Origin of the sequence: Corynebacterium glutamicum ATCC 13032, assembly GCF_000011325.1 — a bacterium.
Classification (GTDB): Bacteria; Actinomycetota; Actinomycetes; order Mycobacteriales; family Mycobacteriaceae; genus Corynebacterium; species Corynebacterium glutamicum.
This window is the reverse complement of sequence record NC_003450.3, coordinates 2,369,091-2,385,568: the sequence shown is the minus strand read 5'-3', so window position 1 is coordinate 2,385,568 and position 16,478 is coordinate 2,369,091. Positions and strand designations below refer to the sequence as shown.

Sequence of the window (16,478 nt, the reverse complement as noted above, 5' to 3'; positions counted from 1 at the left end):
TTCTTTATCCGAGACATGTGTTGACGCTGTCTGCCCCTTTTTGAAAATAACACTTTAAGGAGATGTGCCATGTTTTCTTCCCGTTCGAAGGTACTCGCAAGCATCTTTACTGTTGGCGCCTTGGCGTTGGCTTCGTGCTCAAGCGATTCCAGTGACAGCTCCACCTCCACTGATGCTGCAGGTGGCGACTCTTACCGAGTTGGCATCAACCAGCTTGTTCAGCACCCTGCACTTGATGCAGCGACCACTGGTTTCAAGGAAGCTTTTGAAGAGGCAGGCGTTGACGTCACCTTTGATGAGCAAAACGCTAACGGCGAGCAGGGCACTGCACTGACTATTTCTCAGCAGTTCGCTTCTGACAATTTGGATCTCGTGTTGGCTGTTGCAACTCCAGCAGCACAGGCAACTGCGCAGAATATCACTGATATCCCAGTCCTGTTCACCGCAGTTACCGATGCAGTGTCGGCAGAGCTGGTGGATTCTAATGAAGCACCTGGCGGAAACGTCACCGGTACTTCTGATATCGCACCGATTGAGCAGCAGTTGGAGCTTTTGCAGCAGCTGGTTCCTGACGCAAAGTCCATCGGCATCGTCTACGCGTCTGGTGAGGTCAACTCTCAGGTGCAGGTCGATGAGGTCACCAAGGCTGCTGAGCCACTGGGGCTGTCCGTTAATACTCAGACTGTCACTACCGTGAACGAGATTCAGCAGGCTGTTGAAGCTCTCGGCGATGTTGATGTCATCTACGTTCCAACTGACAACATGGTTGTTTCCGGTATTTCTTCTCTGGTTCAGGTTGCTGAGCAGAAGCAGATCCCTGTGATCGGCGCTGAGTCCGGCACTGTTGAGGGTGGCGCACTGGCAACCCTGGGTATCGATTACACCGAGCTTGGCCGCCAGACTGGTGAGATGGCTCTGCGTATTCTGCAGGACGGCGAAGACCCAGCAACCATGCCTGTGGAGACTGCAACTGAGTTCACCTACGTGATCAACGAAGATGCAGCAGAGCGCCAGGGCGTGGAGATCCCTCAAGAGATTTTGGATAAGGCCGAACGCGTATGATCGGCGCTTTTGAGTTCGGATTGTTGTACGGAGTTGTCGCATTGGGCGTCTATTTGACGTTCCGTGTGCTCAACTTTCCCGACCTCACCGTTGACGGCAGCCTGACCACTGGCGCGGCAACAGCTGCGACAGCTCTTATGTCTGGCTGGCCTCCCCTTATGGCTACTGCCGCTGGTTTCGTTACTGGCTTTATCGCTGGCATGATCACCGGTTTGCTGCACACCAAGGGCAAGATCGATGGTTTGCTCGCAGGTATTTTGACCATGATTGCGTTGTGGTCGGTTAACTTGCGCATCATGGGTGGCGCGAACGTGCCATTGTTGCGCACCGATAACCTCTTCACCCCGCTTCGCGACGCCGGCCTCCTCGGCACATGGGCAGGCCCGGCGATCCTCGCCGTTGCAGTGGGAATTTTGGGACTCATCGTCATCTGGTTCCTCAACACTGATATCGGACTGTCGCTGCGATCCACCGGCGACAACGGGCCGATGGTGCAGTCCTTTGGTGTTTCAACGGATTTCACCAAAATCCTCACCATCTCCCTGTCCAATGGTTTTGTTGGTCTTGCCGGTGCACTCATCGCTCAGTACCAGGGCTTCGCAGATATTTCGATGGGTATTGGCCTCATCGTGATCGGTCTCGCATCGGTTATTTTGGGCCAGGCCATCTTCGGTCAGCGTCGCGTGTGGTTGGCTGTGTTGGCTGTCATCGTCGGTGCCATCGCGTACCGCCTGATCATTTTCGCAGCACTGCGCGTTGGCCTTGACCCCAACGATATGAAGGCAATTTCTGCGATCTTGGTGGTTGTCGCCATGCTGCTGCCGAGGTGGCGTGCGAAGTTCTCCAAGGCACCGAAGCCTAAGCAACCAGTAGCAGTGGAGGCTTAAGACATGTTATCCATCAACGGAATTTCTAAGACGTTCTTCCCCGGCACTGTGAATGAGCGCCGCGCGTTGCAGCAGCTCAAACTCGATATGGCTGAGGGCGATTTTGTCACCGTCATCGGTTCTAACGGTGCGGGTAAATCCACGCTGCTCAACGCTGTTTCTGGCCGTTTGCTTGTTGATTCCGGCGAGATTTCCATCGACGGCAACAAGGTAAACAAGATGTCAGAGCACAAGCGTGCCCGCTACATCGGCCGCGTTTTCCAGGATCCTCTGGCCGGCACCGCGCCGAATCTCACCATTGAAGAGAATCTGGCCATCGCGTTGCTGCGCGGCAAGCGCCGTGGATTGGGCTTTGCACTGACCTCGAAGCGCCGTGAGCAATTCAAGCAGGAACTTGAGCGCCTTGAGCTGGGTCTGGAAAACAGGCTCACTGCCAAAGTTGGTTTGCTCTCTGGCGGTCAGCGTCAGGCATTGTCCCTGCTGATGGCTGGTTTTACTCAACCTAAAATCATGCTGTTGGATGAGCACACCGCAGCGCTTGATCCACAGCGTGCAGAGCTTGTGACCACCTTGACCGAAAAGATCGTGGCAGATGGAAATCTGACTACGCTTATGGTCACGCACAACATGGAACAGGCAATTCGCCTGGGCAATCGCCTGATCATGATGCATGAAGGCCAGATTGTCTACCAGGCAGATCAGGCTACCAAGTCGAAGTTGACTGTGCGCGATTTGCTGCAGGAGTTCGCCAACATCAAGGGCGCAACATTGTCTGACAAGGCGTTCCTCGGCTAAAAAGAGCTTGCTTTACGACGAATCCCGCCGCCAGACTAACGTCTGGCGGCGGGATTTATCTGTCCCTTGAGGTGATTTATTCCTCAGGAGCGTTTGGATCTACGGAAACACTCGTAGGATCATCCAACTTGAACTTCTCAGCAGCCTGAGCAGCAACGGAGACGTCGATCTTGCCTTCGCGTGCCAGGGAGTTCAGCACTGCAACAACAATGGACTCAGCGTCGATGTTGAAGAAGCGACGAGCAGCTGGGCGGGTATCAGAGAAACCGAAGCCATCTGCACCGAGAACGGTGTAGTCGCCTGGGACCCATTCACGGATCTGGTTTGGCAGATCAGTGGAGAAGTCAGACACTGCAACGTATGGGCCGGAGGTCTGCTTCAGCTGGGTGGTTACGAATGCCTCGCCAGCATCTGCACCTGGGTTGCGCAGCTGTGCCTTGTTACGAGCAGCGCCATCGCGAGCCAAGTTAACCCAAGAAGTAGCGGAGTAAATGTTGGCACGAACTCCGTAGTCAGCCTCAAGGATGGATGCAGCCTTGAGAGCCCACTGCATACCAACACCGGAAGCCAAGATGTTTGCCTCATGGCCGGTGCCTTCACCGCGGGAGTAGAGGTAGATGCCCTTGTGCAGGCCTTCTACGTCCAGTCCTTCTGGCTCAGCTGGCTGTGGGGTTGGCTCGTTGTAGATGGTGATGTAGTAGATAACATCTTCACCCTTGCCTGGGCCGTACATGCGGTCGATGCCACGGTGAACCAGGTGTGCGATCTCGTACGCAAAGGATGGGTCGTAGGTCTCGACACCCTCGTTGGTGGAAGCCAAGACAGGGGAGTGTCCATCCATGTGCTGGAGGCCTTCACCGGTCAGGGTGGTGCGACCTGCGGTAGCGCCCAAGAGGAAGCCACGTGCCATCTGATCGGCTGCTGCCCAGATGGAGTCACCGGTGCGCTGGAATCCGAACATCGAGTAGAAGATGTACAGCGGAATCATGGCCTTGCCGTGGGTGGCGTAGGAGGTACCCGCAGCGATGAACGATGCCACGGAACCAGCCTCGTTGATGCCTTCGTGCAGGATCTGTCCTTCAGGTGCCTCACGGTAGGAGAGCATCAGGTCGTGGTCAACAGGCACGTAGTTCTGACCGTGCGGGTTGTAGATCTTCAAGGTTGGGAACCAAGAGTCAAGACCGAAGGTACGTGCCTCATCAGGAATGATTGGGACAAGGCGATCAGCCAAGCCCTTATCGCGCATCAGTTCCTTGAAGGTACGAACAGTCGCCATGGTGGTAGCGATCTGCTGCTTGCCGGAGCCCTTACGGACAGAGCGAAGCTTATCCAGTGGTGGAACCTGAATTGGATCGTAGTTCTCACGACGCTCTGGCAGGTAGCCACCGAGCGCTGCGCGACGTTCCTTCATGTACTTGATTTCAGGAGCGTCTTCACCTGGGTGGTAGTAAGGAGGAAGGTAAGGATCCTTCTCCAGCTGCTCATCGGTGATTGGGATGCCCTGCTTGTCGCGGAACAACTTCAGATCATCAAGCGTCAGCTTCTTCATCTGGTGGGTTGCGTTACGGCCTTCGAAGTTGTGGCCGAGTCCGTAGCCCTTAATGGTGTGAGCAAGGATGACGGTTGGGCGATCCTTGGTCTCAAGAGCTCGCTTGTAGGCTGCGTAAACCTTGCGGTAATCGTGGCCGCCACGTGGAAGCTTCCAGATTTCTTCGTCGGTCATGTTCTCAACGAGCTTTGCGGTGCGTGGGTCACGTCCGAAGAAGTGCTCACGAACATATGCGCCGTCGTTAGCCTTGAAGGTCTGGTAGTCACCATCGGAGGTGTTGTTCATGATCTCAACAAGTGCACCATCCTGGTCCTTCTCCAGAAGTTCATCCCACTCGCGACCCCAAACAACCTTGATCACAGACCAGCCTGCGCCACGGAAGAAGGACTCGAGTTCCTGGATGATCTTGGTGTTACCGCGGACAGGTCCGTCGAGACGCTGCAGGTTGCAGTTAACCACGAAGGTCAGGTTGTCCAGGTTGTTCAGTGCAGCCTGCTGGATGAGACCACGTGATTCTGGCTCGTCCATTTCGCCGTCGCCAAGGAAGGCCCAGACGTGCTGGTCAGAGGTGTCCTTGATGCCACGGTTTTCGAGGTAGCGGTTGAAACGTGCCTGGTAAATGGCATCCATTGGGCCAAGACCCATGGACACAGTTGGGAACTCCCAGAAGTCCTTCATACCGTGTGGGTGAGGGTAGGACGGAATGCCACCCTGCTCACGGGAAACTTCCTGACGGAAGCCATCGAGATCGTCTTCAGAAAGGCGACCCTCCATGAATGCACGTGCGTACATACCTGGTGATGCGTGGCCCTGGAAGAAGATCTGGTCGCCGCCGCCTGGGTGATCCTTGCCGCGGAAGAAGTGGTTGAAGCCAACTTCGTACAGAGGGGCTGCGCCTGCGTAAGTGGAAATGTGTCCGCCGACGCCGATGCCTGGTCGCTGAGCGCGGTGAACCATGATGGCTGCGTTCCAGCGAATCCAACGACGGTAACGCTTCTCCATTTCCTCATCGCCTGGGAATTCAGGTTCCATAGAGGTTGGAATGGTGTTGACGTAGTCGGTTGACGTCATTGGGGGAAGAGATACGCGCTTTGCAGATGCACGCTCAAGCAAACGAAGCATGAGGTAACGAGCACGTTCTGGAGAAGACTCCTGGAGTAATCCGTCGAGTGAATCCATCCACTCGTTGGTCTCCTCCGGATCTGAGTCGTTCAAATAAGATGCCACGCCATCGCGGATCATCGCGAAGTTAGAGTCATCCGAGGGCTTGCCACCAAGTTTTGCTTGATCGGCCATTTCCACACCTCCTGTTGGAATGTTTTATTTCGTTTATACGTCCCGGTTTCCCGGTCCCATTCTTGGTCGTACCTAATTGTGACACGCCGAAGTGCACGAATGAGTCAACGCATAAGTTATTAACAAGGATACGCAACACCGAAGATTTGTTTTACAGACTGTGACGTAAGGGGAGCGGTGCGCTCACTGGGATTTCAGGTATCCATCAATCGGTGTGCTTCCTGGCAATTGTTGTGGATTTTTTAAAGAACATTTCTACGGAAACTAGCTGCATGTTCATTCCGCTTTGCAAAGTTTTGCAAAGAATTATCGGGTAGTTTCCCGCGAGATGTGATGTTTCTCTCACGTTTGACGCGAATCGCATAAAACTACAGGTCTGATGTCCTTTTGGTGAGGGTTTGATGAAAAATCTAGCCACCATTATTTTGAAGAGAATTGTGGAAATCCAAGACTGAAAACTCGAAAAGTTAATCGCTGGCCAGTGATTGAATTCATTGATTCTTGAGCGTAAAGGGGGAGGAAAAGGAAAAAATTCCAGGGAAAGGTGGTTCAAAGTACCGGTTGGACGGTAATGTGCAATTCGGATATATCAATAGCCCCGCGGTTTCATGTTGAATCCATGTAATCGAAAAACACATCGGGGCCCACACGAGGAGGATTATTAAAGTGGCCGACGCTCCGGGCGCAGTCAAGCAAGGTGCCCAGGATTATGCTCAACTACTCGGCATTCAATCGGGTCATATCGTTCAAGAAATTGGATGGGATGAAGATTCCGACACGCTGATCAGCGAGTCCATCGAAGATGCAATCGGTGAGGAACTACTCGATGAAGAAACCGACGAGCTGTGCGATGTCGTGCTGCTCTGGTGGCGCGAGGATGACGGCGATCTCGTCGACGGACTTGTGGATTCCATCCGCTCCCTCGCTGAGAATGGTCGTATCTGGGTGTTGACTCCTGGCATTGGTAAAGAAGGAGCCCTGGCTCCTGGAGTTATCTCTGAATCAGCTCAACTGGCAGGTCTCGTGCAGACCAAGGCAGAACGTCTCGGTAATTGGCAAGGTTCTTGCCTCGTCCAGCGTGGAAACAAGAAGCCTTAACAATCGCTAATTTCCACGGCCTGAGCAGCGATTTTAGGTCTGTGGAGATTGTGTGTTAGTATTTCACTCGTTGCTTTCGAGGCCACCAAGGTGGTTCTAGAAAAGCACGTGCGCGCCTTTAGCTCAGCTGGAAGAGCAGCTGGTTTACACCCAGCAGGTCGGCGGTTCGAGCCCGTCAGGGCGCACAAATATAGAAGCAGGCCACGATAGGTTTTAAGAAACTTATCGTGGCCTGTTTTTCGCTCATGGGCACATCGGTACGCATTGGGTATGCATGAGAAAACCCAGCACTTCGAAATTAAGTTGATCCGGATACTGAGGTGCGGCGCGCGACAACTTGCTTCGCACCTCGTCAGAACCTGAATTTAAGGTTCCATTCCATGCCAGATCACCTCGAAAGCTTCTCTGCATCGTTGCATCGTTGCATTGTGCCTTGGTCGGTGAAATTTACTCCACGCGCGACCGATTGGTAATAAAACACCCCAAGGATTGCATCGAGGCACGCCTCGATGTCTAGATCCGCCCGGATTTGGCCTTTTTCTTGCACGACTTGCAGCGCGCGAATATTTGCTTCTCGACGTCTCCTCACATGTGAATTCCATTAGGCGAGCTGTAATTCTTGATCTGACATCACCAACTCGAGCCGTTTGCGAAATCGCTGACGAGGATAGGAGACTCCAGTGGTTTTCGCCTGATTTGTAAACAGCCCATCAATCAAGGTCTCTTTGATGTCCCCTGAGGTATCTATTTCAACTGGAGCTCGCCCGGCATCTAAAGCTTCCGCTACTAGATCCACTAGCCCGGGCCAGCGTCGATAAACCGCTGCACGTGACACTCCGCTTTCTTTGACAACTGCATTGACCGTGACGGGACGATTGCTGTCGATGAGCCGTAAAGTTGCGTCGATGATCTTCTCGTCGTGCCCGTCTTTACGTGGTCGCCCAGGCCTTTTAGACGATGTGGATTCGGCGGAGTTAGTCACTTCATTCATTTTAGCTATGAGCTCTTTCGTGAAGGCGGTCGACGAGTCCCCGATTAAGAGATTGCGCGGATAGGTGGATAAAAGGAAAAACACAGGGGTCATGAAATAGAACAAGCACGAGGCCTGGTACATAAGAATTCGACCAAGAATTCATCATCATCCAGGAACGCTCGTGCCTGCCCTTTCATCATCTATCATCGACCCCCTCTGGCGCCAGTTCTCCGCCTTAATCCCACCGGTTATCAACACCCACCCACTAGGGTGCCACCGTCCACGCATTGCTGACCGGATCATCTTCGACAAACTCATCGCAGTGCTTGTCCTCGGTGCCTCCTATATCAAGATTTTTCGATTCCACATGCTCAGCCACCACGCTACGCACCCGCCGAGACGAGTGGATCACTGCCGGGATATTTAAGAATTTAGAACAGATCTGTCTGGAGTCCTACGACCGTTTCATCGGGTTAGACCTAGAAAACTTAATGGACATAAAATCCCGATCGGGTGCGTGGTCGCCGGAGCCAATCGGCATGATTCACCGTTGTTAGCTGCAACCTTGGACACGCTCGGCCGGTTTGGAGGTTGTCTTCCCGATCAGATCACGGTGCATCTCGATGCTGGGTATGACTCGAAGAAAACCCGCAGGCTACTCAGCGAACGTGGTTATAGCTGGGTGATCAGCACTAAAGGTAAGCCGCTGCAGGCTGGGGCTCGGTGGGTGGTGGAGCGTACTAACTCTTGGCATAACCGGGGTTTTAAGAAACTTAGTATCTGCACCGAACGATGTACCCGGGTCGTGGAAGCGTTTATCGCTTTAGCCAACGCGGTGATCATTCTGCGTCGGCTTATCAAACAGGCCTGGACTAGTTACCGCTGGGACACCCGACCGGGCCACAGACCTTAACCTATCCGCACAATCTCTTAGTCTGACATTTCAGCCCTGGGAGGACCTGTTTTCACAGGCCTGGACGTCAATATGATCTACACCACACCAAAATGGCCTAAGTCAGGTTTTACGTGTCACGACCATGCTTAAGCGGTGCCGTAATTAGTGTCTAGCGCAAGAAAACTATCGGGTTTTTATCAGAAGATCTAACACCGAGAACCCCAGATAGTGGCATGAAAAAGCACCTGCCATATCCTCACGGAATGGCAGGTGCAAAAATGAGACGGGCTTAGAAGCGCTCTTGGTCTCGTTTGGAGATCTTCTCGTAGTGATTGCGGTGTTGATCGCCGTAGCGTGAACGTCGTTTGGATGCAGCCGGGGTGATGGTTGGTTCTGCAGTTTCAACAACTTCAGGGGTTTCCACCACTGGTTCAAGAGTGTTTAGCTCGGCCATCTGTTCGCGTTCTGCTTTGTCGCGGCGTCGTTCGCGCATTTCAGCCCAGATGAAGTATCCAAGCCCTAAAGGTGCCATGATGCCGAAGGCGATCCACTGGAAGCCGTATGAGAGGTGGTTACCGCGGTCCATTTGAGGCAGTGGCATTGGGTTCAAAACACCAGGTTCGCCTTCTGCGACCTGGACGTAGTCGGTGCCAAGATCAAGGCCGGTGACGTCACTGATCTGTTCGGTGTTAATTCCGTAGACCTGGGTGTAGCCGCTGTCTTCCATAGGTGCAGAACCTGGGAGGCCCTCGTTCTTGCGGGCGAATCCGGTGATGGTTACTGGTGTGGAAGGAGCAGGCTCGATCTCTGGGACGATTGTGCCCTCTGATGATTCGTAACCACGGTTGACGAGGACAATCTGTCCGTTTTCAAGTTCGAAGGGGGTTAACGATTGGAATGCTGGGCCGGAGTCGACGGGGCGAAGGCGCAGCAAAACCTCACTGTCTGGAAGATACTGTCCGGTGAGTGACACGCGGAAGAACTCCTGCGATGAAGGAATCTGGCCGGAGGCGTCGAAAAGCTCCGCGTATGGGACGACGTCGCGCTCGAAGGCTTCGGTGATCTGCTCGTTGCGGGCGACGATGTCGTCGTCTTTGTGGAGCTGCCATGGCGCCAGCATGGAAATTGCCGCGTAGGAGAAGGAGACGATGAGCAAGGCAGAGATAATCCAACCGGGGGAGAGGAATGCTCTCCAACCCTTTGGTTTGGTTCTTGACCGTGAATTTCCGGAATAGCGGGAGCTCACGTCATGCTTATCGTGCCCGGAAGGGCTATTTACCTTGCTGTCCACACTTGTCTACCTTAGGACTTTTTAGCTCAAAGACCTAAGAATCAGTGCGGATGTGATCTCTGACCCACTCCAAAAGGCCCGGCATAGCATCTTCGATGTTTTCACGGGTGAGCACGAAATCCTGGGATGTGCCGTAGTAAGGGTCTGCGACATCGTCGGTGGGGTTGGACTCTGGGTCGAAGGAACGCATGAGGCGGATTTTGTCGTTGGGAACACCCGTTGCGGCGAGCTCACCGGCGTGGCCGGAATCTAGCGCGACGAAGAGATCTGCGCGCATGTGCTCGGGACCAAGTTGTGCTGCGCGGTGGGTGTCGCCGTTGTAACCGGCTGATTTCAGTTCCGCGAGAGCTCGCTTGTCAGCAGGTTGGCCAACGTGCCAATTGCCCATGCCACAGGAGGAGAAAATGACGTTGTCTTCCAAGCCAGCTTCTTCCGCTTTTGCCTTCGCGATGACTTCCGACATGGGGGATCGGCAAATGTTTCCGGTGCATACGAAAACAATTTCCACAGGTAGCGAAGTTTTAGGCCCAGTCATGGATGATCCTTTCTAATTCTTCTGCGGTGCTCACGGTGTAGCGGGCAGCGTCCCATTCAGTTTTGCTGCCGTAGCCCCAGGTTACGGCAACACAATCGATGCCGAATTCACTCGAACCTTCAATATCGTGTGATCGATCACCAATCATCAAAATATCATTTGGTTCGTCCAACCCAACGCTGTCGAGGACATGTTTGATCACGGCAGATTTGCTGCGTCGGTTGCCGTTGTCGGTGGCGGCACCCATGAATTCGAAGAGATCGAACATCTCGAATTTGCGAAGTACCTTCTCCGCAAAGAACTCGCCCTTGGAGGTGGCGGTGCACAGACGGAAACCTTCGTATTTCAAGCGGATCAGCAAATCTCGCATGCCGGGGAATGCTTCGGAAAGATCCCAACCCACCTGGCCGTAATGCTCAAGGTAGGTCTGCAGAGCGTCTTGTGCCTGCTCTGGAGTCATGCCCAAATCCTGGAACGTCCATTCCATGGGAGGTCCTGGAACTTGCGAGATGCGTTCCTCAGAGGGGATTTCCCAGTTCTTTTCGTGCAGGGTGTGAAGGAATGAAGTGCGGATACCGGGGAAAGAATCGACGAGGGTTCCGTCGAGATCAAAGAGCAGAGTTTTCTTAGAAGGCGTAGTCACACCATTAACCTTGCCAGAATTTTTCAAGGCTTGGCTAGACTTGGGAAACGAACATGCGGTACCAACCAGGGGAGTTAATGCGTGAGTGATGTAACCGTTGGCGATATTCGCCGCATTTTGGATGAGGCTTATCCGCCGGCGTTGGCGGAAAGCTGGGACAAAGTGGGGCTGATCTGCGGTGATCCAACAGAGTCGGTGAAGCGTGTCGGTTTAGCACTCGATTGCACCCAGGCAGTGGCCGACAAGGCTGTGGACATGGGTTTGGACATGCTGATCATTCACCACCCATTGCTGCTGCGTGGGGTGACGTCTGTTGCTGCGGATGAGCCAAAAGGCAAGGTCATTCACACCCTAATTCGCGGCGGGGTGGCACTGTTTTCCGCGCACACTAATGCGGATTCCGCGCGCCCAGGTGTCAACGATAAACTCGCCGAGCTCGTCGGCATCACGGCCGGGCGACCCATCGCGACACGGCTTTTAGGCGGCATGGACAAATGGGGCGTGCACGTTCTGCCCAAGGATGCAGCGTACCTAAAGAAGATGCTTTTCGACGCAGGTGCCGGTGCGATCGGCGACTACCGAGAGTGTGCCTTTGAGATCGAAGGAACCGGGCAGTTTAGGCCCGTGGAGGGGGCGAATCCGGCAGAGGGGGACGTCGATAAGCTTTTTAAATCCCTTGAGCTGCGCATCGAGTTTGTTGCACCGCGCAACCTGCGCGCCCGGCTCACGTCGGTGCTGCGGGAGGCTCATCCGTATGAGGAGCCTGCCTTCGATATTGTTGAAATGCACAGCGCTGAGAGTTTAGAAAATGCGACCGGATTGGGTCGTGTGGGTGAATTGCCGGAGCCGATGCGCCTCGCGGATTTCGTGCAACAAGTGGCCAACAACCTGCCTGTCACCGAATGGGGCGTGCGCGCTACCGGCGATCCTGAACAAATGGTGTCCCGTGTGGCGGTTTCATCAGGGTCGGGTGACAGTTTCTTAAACGATGTGATTAAGCTCGGAGTGGACGTTTATGTCACTTCTGATCTGCGCCACCATCCAGTTGATGAATATCTCCGAGAAGGTGGCCCTGCAGTAATCGATACTGCACACTGGGCCAGCGAATTTCCATGGACTTCCCAAGCCCAAGAAATTTTGCAGGACAAAGCCCCACAGGTTGAAGTTGATGTGATTTCGATCCGCACAGACCCCTGGACCATGTCTGCGCGAGCAGTGAACTAAATTCTTGAGAACTAAAAAAGGAGAACTTCAATGAAGCTGGACCCATCTCTGCACAAAACCCTGCTGCAGCTCGCCACCACCCTGCGCACCCAAAACGCCAACTCCGCACCGAAGACCACCCCGGAGCAGGAAGCTGTAGACAAGGCTGTCGCTGAACTTTCCCGCAACCGCGACGCTGCATCCGCTGCACAAATGGCTGTCGATGACATGGAAAACGAAATCCTGCGCATTCAGTCCGACGAACGCAAACTGCGCCGCCGCAAGAAAGACGGCCAGGACGCACTCGGTGCAGAAACTGACGAAGAGCGTCGCCGCGACCTCAACCACGACGTCTACACTGCGAAGTCCCGCATCGCTGACCTCATGAGCGAACTGCAAGAAGCTCACAATGAAATCCATGCGCTGCGCAACAACCGCGACCTCGCACAGTCTCGCGTCAAAGACACCGAACGCAAAGTTGCCGACGCCCGCGCAGCCGCAGAAGCCGCCGCAGCAGCAACCCCAGAAGGTGAAGACCCAGCAGTAGTCATCGCACACCTGGAAGAGAAACTTCCCTCCGAAGCACTGGCAGAATTCCATGCACAACGCCTCGAAAACGGCGTAGGCGCAGCACTCTTCAACGGCCGCTCCTGCAGCGGATGCGCCATGGTTCTCCCTGCAACCGGTATCTCCGACATCCGCAACACCCCCAAAGATGAGGTTCCACAGTGCCCAGAATGTGGCTCTTACCTCATCACTGACATCTCTTAGAAAGACCACCCAGTGAAATTAGTCATCGAGGCCGACGGCGGCTCCCGCGGAAACCCCGGCGTCGCCGGCTCCGGCACCGTGGTGTACTCCGACAACAAAGCAGAAGTTCTCAAAGAAATCGCCTATGTTGTCGGAACAAAAGCCACCAACAACGTCGCCGAATACCGCGGACTACTCGAAGGCCTCAAAGCAGCCCGCGAGCTCGGCGCTACCTCCGTGGATGTCTACATGGACTCCAAACTTGTCGTTGAACAAATGTCCGGCCGGTGGAAAATCAAACACCCCGACATGAAAGTTCTAGCGATCGAAGCCAAGGAGATTGCTTCCGAAATCGGGTCCGTTTCTTATACGTGGATTCCGCGTGAGAAAAACAAACGAGCTGACGCATTGTCCAACGTGGCGATGGATGCTGCAGCGGCAGGTAAGCCGGTAGGTGTTGTAGGGGATTCTGCTTCTGTATCTTCTGCTTCTTCGGTTGCGGGCTCAGAGAAAGAAGACCTCAACTGCACCGAAACCAAACCCACCAACTGGAACGGCGCAACCACAGATCCCACTCGTTTCTTGTTGCTTCGCCACGGCCAAACTGCTATGTCAGTGGCACGCCTTTACTCCGGTAGGTCCAACCCAGAGCTGTCTGAACTTGGTGAAAAACAAGCAGCAGCGGCAGCACGACGACTCGCTCAAACCGGTGGCATCGACGCTATTGTGAGTTCTCCGCTCACCCGCACGATGCAAACCGCAGAAGCAGCAGCGGCCGCACTGGGAATGAAAGTACGTGTTATCGATGATCTCATCGAAACTGACTTTGGACTGTGGGATGGAAAATCATTTTCAGAAGCCCACGAACAAGATCCAGAACTGCACACCAAGTGGCTCACTGACTCATCTGTAGCCCCACCCGGTGGTGAGTCCCTGCAGACGGTTAATCGACGTGTGAAAAAGGCTCGTGAAAGCCTCCAACGCGAATACGGTGCAGCGAATGTTTTGGTGGTCAGCCACGTCACCCCAATCAAAGCCATCATGAGGCAAGCATTGGACGCAGGCCCATCCTTCTTTCAGAAGGCACACCTTGACTTGGCGTCGCTGTCGATCGCAGAGTTTTACGAAGACGGCCCAACCTGCGTAAGACTGTTCAACGACACCTCACACCTGGAAGCGTGACGACAGTCTGACGGAAGCTCGGCGAAGCTCGCCGGAGTTTTTAAGTTTTTCCACCCTCGAGGTGTAAAGTAAAACGTTGCGAATGAGGCAACCGGGTGATTGCGTTCGACGAACTGGGGGATTGCTCCCAAGCGTCGGCCGAGGAAAGTCCGGACTCCACAGAGCACGGTGGTTGTTAACAACAACCCGGAGCGATCCGCGGGAAAGTGCAACAGAGAGTAAACCGCCATCAACTTAGTTTGGTGGTAAGGGTGAAAGGGTGCGGTAAGAGCGCACCGGCAGGTCAGGTGACTGATTTGGCCAGGTAAACCCCACCGGGAGCAAGGCATGAGGACGTATCCAATGGTATGTCTGTGCAGGTGTTGAAGGCTGCTCGCCAAGCCTGCAGGTAGCTGCTAGAGGCAGTCAGCAATGGCTGCGACGAGATGGATGATCGCCGCCGGTTGTTTTTGCAACTGGTACAGAATCCGGCTTATAGGTTGGCTCATTCGCCCTTTTTATTTGTGTTTTTGGCGCTCTGGTTGCTGGGGGATGGAATGCTCATCCTTGGGCTTGCCGGGAGTGGAATGAATGTGCGAATATACACCACAAATCGCCTTGACTTGGCCGATTGTCGTGGATTTTTGCAAGTTTGGGTCATTTGACTGCAAAAATATGTTCGATTTGAAGGTCTGACCACGGGAATGTGGTGAGTCCTTGATCAGTAAACCTGCAGAAATCACATTTGCCCCACCAGTCCCAAAATGGAACCCTCTCAGAATCGCTTTTAACGGGCTAAATGAGCTCGACCCATACCAAGACCTATCTGGGGAACCTCGACCCTTCTGTGCCCAAGGAAACTCAACACCCCTGCATATACTTTTCCGCTGTGGAACAATGGGAGCGCATGAAGCTCTATGCAGCAGTCCTCGACTTTGAACCAGTGGCACAAGAGTTCGGTGTGGAGCGAGGTTTTGACCCTCATATCCACGACGAAGCCGCGTCAAGTGTCGATAGGTATGCGCAAGAGCGGGAAGATCTCCTGCACATGCCCTTTGTCACCATCGATCCCGTAGGTTCCAGAGACCTCGATCAAGCTGTGCTGATTGAGGAGATCGACAGCGGATTTCGGGTGCATTACGCGATTGCAGATGTCGCAGCCTTCGTGGAGCCGGGCAGTGAATTGGAAAAGATTTCCCTTCACCGCGGGCAGACTATTTATCTGCCGGATTCCCCAGCGCGACTGCACCCTGAGGAATTATCCGAAGATGCGGCAAGCCTGCTGGAGGGACAAACGAGACCAGCGGTTGTGTGGTCGATTGATCTAGATGAACGTGGCGAAGTCACAGCCACCAAGGTGCGTCGCGGGTTGGTGAAATCCCGGGCGCGTTTGGATTATGATCAGGCTCAAATAGATGCCGAGAATGGTCGGTTGCATCCGTCGATAAGCTTATTGCCCAAGGTCGGGCAGCTGAGGCAGGAAAGCGCGCTACGGCGCGAAGCCGTGAATCTTTCTATTCCCAGCCAGCGAGTGGTGAAAGTGCCCAATGATGACGCCGGTGAACACTATGAAATTGTCATCGAGCCACGCCCGCACATCATGGATTACAATTCCGAGATTTCCCTGCTCACAGGCATGGTAGCGGGGGAGATGATGGTGAAAGCGGGGCACGGTTTGCTGCGTACACTCGCCCCGGCGACCAAAGAATCCGAAGCTACTTTCAGATCAGAGGCGCAAGCCCTTGGTTTTGAGATCGCGCCCGAACAACCCATCGGTGAGTTTCTTCAAAGTGTGGATCCCAATACGCCCAAAGGGATGGCCATTCAGAGGGAAGCACAGAAACTCTTGCGGGGCTCCGGCTACGCCAGCGTGAAAAATGGGGACTCGGAAGTGCATTCCGGTGTTGGTGGTTACTATGCTCACGTCACCGCACCGCTGCGCCGACTTATCGACCGTTTCGCCACCGAACATTGCCTTGCGATTGCCTCCGGAACGGACGTTCCTGAATGGGTGACCAGGGTGGAAGAGCAAGTTCTCGACACCATGAAATACTCCTCCATTTTGGCCAGCCAAGTGGATAATGCCTGCCTCGACCTCACAGAAGCCACCGTGTTGAAATACTGGGAGGGCCAAAACTTCAACGCGGTGGTTGTAGCGAGCGAACCTGAAAAGAACTCTGCTCGACTTTTTGTGTACAAACCGCCAGTGTTGGCAAAGTGTATTGGCGCCCCAGAACAGGGAACAAACCAAGATGTCACACTGGTGACTGCGAACTTGAAGAAGCGTGAAGTTTTGTTTGCGTGGCCGGCTGACTAAGCATGCAGGCTGGTTAAGTAGGC

The 16,478-nt window shown here is 54.1% G+C and carries 13 protein-coding genes, 1 tRNA gene, 1 other RNA gene and 1 pseudogene; 11 read left to right on the top strand and 5 right to left on the bottom strand.

Features of this window, described 5'->3' with window-relative positions; genetic code table 11:
- The first annotated feature begins 69 nt into the window (after window positions 1–69).
- The 3 genes from CGL_RS11145 to CGL_RS11135 are packed head-to-tail and all read left to right on the top strand — an operon-like array spanning window position 70 to window position 2,744.
- The gene (locus CGL_RS11145; protein ID WP_003856994.1) at window positions 70–1,062 is read left to right on the top strand and encodes an ABC transporter substrate-binding protein; all 993 of its coding nucleotides are present in this window, start codon (window positions 70–72) and stop codon (window positions 1,060–1,062) included.
- Window positions 1,059–1,949: an ABC transporter permease gene (locus CGL_RS11140; RefSeq protein WP_003856992.1), complete on the top strand. Its 891-nt coding sequence runs from the start codon at window positions 1,059–1,061 to the stop codon at window positions 1,947–1,949. Before CGL_RS11145 ends, CGL_RS11140 begins: the two co-directional genes overlap by 4 nt.
- Window positions 1,950–1,952: 3 nt before the next feature.
- Window positions 1,953–2,744 carry an ABC transporter ATP-binding protein gene (locus CGL_RS11135; protein WP_003856990.1) on the top strand — a complete coding sequence of 264 codons (792 nt, stop codon included), beginning with the start codon at window positions 1,953–1,955 and terminating at the stop codon, window positions 2,742–2,744.
- Between the two features lie 76 nt (window positions 2,745–2,820).
- Here CGL_RS11135 and aceE read toward each other — a convergent pair whose 3' ends face one another.
- Complete coding sequence (gene aceE / locus CGL_RS11130; RefSeq protein ID WP_011014985.1) at window positions 2,821–5,589, bottom strand: pyruvate dehydrogenase (acetyl-transferring), homodimeric type; 2,769 nt, start codon at window positions 5,587–5,589, stop codon at window positions 2,821–2,823.
- 666 nt (window positions 5,590–6,255) lie between these two features.
- Here aceE and CGL_RS11125 point away from each other — a divergent pair.
- Together CGL_RS11125 and CGL_RS11120 are read left to right on the top strand one after the other, a co-directional pair.
- On the top strand, window positions 6,256–6,687 hold the full coding sequence (locus CGL_RS11125; protein ID WP_003859595.1) for a DUF3052 domain-containing protein: 432 nt from the start codon (window positions 6,256–6,258) through the stop codon (window positions 6,685–6,687).
- Between the two features lie 112 nt (window positions 6,688–6,799).
- Window positions 6,800–6,872: transfer RNA gene (locus tag CGL_RS11120), tRNA-Val, on the top strand.
- A gap of 416 nt (window positions 6,873–7,288) precedes the next feature.
- Here the strand turns inward: CGL_RS11120 and CGL_RS11115 are convergent.
- The gene (locus CGL_RS11115) at window positions 7,289–7,669 is read right to left on the bottom strand and encodes a helix-turn-helix domain-containing protein (RefSeq protein ID WP_231838275.1); all 381 of its coding nucleotides are present in this window, start codon (window positions 7,667–7,669) and stop codon (window positions 7,289–7,291) included.
- A gap of 172 nt (window positions 7,670–7,841) precedes the next feature.
- On the opposite strand from CGL_RS11115, the pseudogene CGL_RS11110 reads away from it, so the two are divergent.
- Window positions 7,842–8,573: pseudogene (locus CGL_RS11110) on the top strand (transposase).
- A 271-nt stretch (window positions 8,574–8,844) separates the two neighbouring features.
- Here the strand turns inward: CGL_RS11110 and CGL_RS11105 are convergent.
- Genes CGL_RS11105 through CGL_RS11095 form a run of 3 tightly spaced genes read right to left on the bottom strand, consistent with a single transcriptional unit; the run spans window position 8,845 to window position 11,024 of the window.
- The gene (locus CGL_RS11105) at window positions 8,845–9,846 is read right to left on the bottom strand and encodes an SURF1 family cytochrome oxidase biogenesis protein (RefSeq protein WP_011265907.1); all 1,002 of its coding nucleotides are present in this window, start codon (window positions 9,844–9,846) and stop codon (window positions 8,845–8,847) included.
- A gap of 34 nt (window positions 9,847–9,880) precedes the next feature.
- Entirely contained in the window at window positions 9,881–10,381 is a 501-nt protein-coding gene (locus CGL_RS11100; RefSeq protein ID WP_011265906.1) for a low molecular weight protein-tyrosine-phosphatase, read from the bottom strand.
- A complete protein-coding gene (locus tag CGL_RS11095; protein WP_003856980.1) occupies window positions 10,368–11,024 on the bottom strand; it encodes an HAD family hydrolase in 657 nt (218 codons plus the stop codon). Before CGL_RS11095 ends, CGL_RS11100 begins: the two co-directional genes overlap by 14 nt.
- Window positions 11,025–11,105: 81 nt before the next feature.
- Between CGL_RS11095 and CGL_RS11090 the strand changes: the two genes are divergently transcribed.
- The 5 genes from CGL_RS11090 (at window position 11,106) to CGL_RS11070 (ending at window position 16,455) form a co-directional block, all read left to right on the top strand.
- On the top strand, window positions 11,106–12,248 hold the full coding sequence (locus CGL_RS11090) for a Nif3-like dinuclear metal center hexameric protein (protein ID WP_011014977.1): 1,143 nt from the start codon (window positions 11,106–11,108) through the stop codon (window positions 12,246–12,248).
- Window positions 12,249–12,278: 30 nt separating this feature from the next.
- Window positions 12,279–12,998 carry a zinc ribbon domain-containing protein gene (locus CGL_RS11085; protein WP_011014976.1) on the top strand — a complete coding sequence of 240 codons (720 nt, stop codon included), beginning with the start codon at window positions 12,279–12,281 and terminating at the stop codon, window positions 12,996–12,998.
- A gap of 12 nt (window positions 12,999–13,010) precedes the next feature.
- Window positions 13,011–14,159, top strand: a complete 1,149-nt coding sequence (locus CGL_RS11080; RefSeq protein ID WP_003859605.1) for a bifunctional RNase H/acid phosphatase — start codon at window positions 13,011–13,013, stop codon at window positions 14,157–14,159.
- A gap of 83 nt (window positions 14,160–14,242) precedes the next feature.
- An RNA gene (rnpB, locus tag CGL_RS11075) (RNase P RNA component class A) lies at window positions 14,243–14,650 on the top strand.
- A 395-nt stretch (window positions 14,651–15,045) separates the two neighbouring features.
- Window positions 15,046–16,455: a ribonuclease R family protein gene (locus CGL_RS11070; protein ID WP_020948617.1), complete on the top strand. Its 1,410-nt coding sequence runs from the start codon at window positions 15,046–15,048 to the stop codon at window positions 16,453–16,455.
- Window positions 16,456–16,478 lie beyond the last annotated feature (23 nt).

Coding starts and splice junctions, on each gene's coding strand:
- CGL_RS11145 (WP_003856994.1), top strand. CDS start 70: ATGTTTTCTTCCCGTTCGAAGGTACTCGCAAGCATCTTTACTGTTGGC.
- CGL_RS11140 (WP_003856992.1), top strand. CDS start 1,059: ATGATCGGCGCTTTTGAGTTCGGATTGTTGTACGGAGTTGTCGCATTG.
- CGL_RS11135 (WP_003856990.1), top strand. CDS start 1,953: ATGTTATCCATCAACGGAATTTCTAAGACGTTCTTCCCCGGCACTGTG.
- aceE (WP_011014985.1), bottom strand. CDS start 5,589: ATGGCCGATCAAGCAAAACTTGGTGGCAAGCCCTCGGATGACTCTAAC.
- CGL_RS11100 (WP_011265906.1), bottom strand. CDS start 10,381: ATGACTGGGCCTAAAACTTCGCTACCTGTGGAAATTGTTTTCGTATGC.
- CGL_RS11085 (WP_011014976.1), top strand. CDS start 12,279: ATGAAGCTGGACCCATCTCTGCACAAAACCCTGCTGCAGCTCGCCACC.
- CGL_RS11070 (WP_020948617.1), top strand. CDS start 15,046: ATGAAGCTCTATGCAGCAGTCCTCGACTTTGAACCAGTGGCACAAGAG.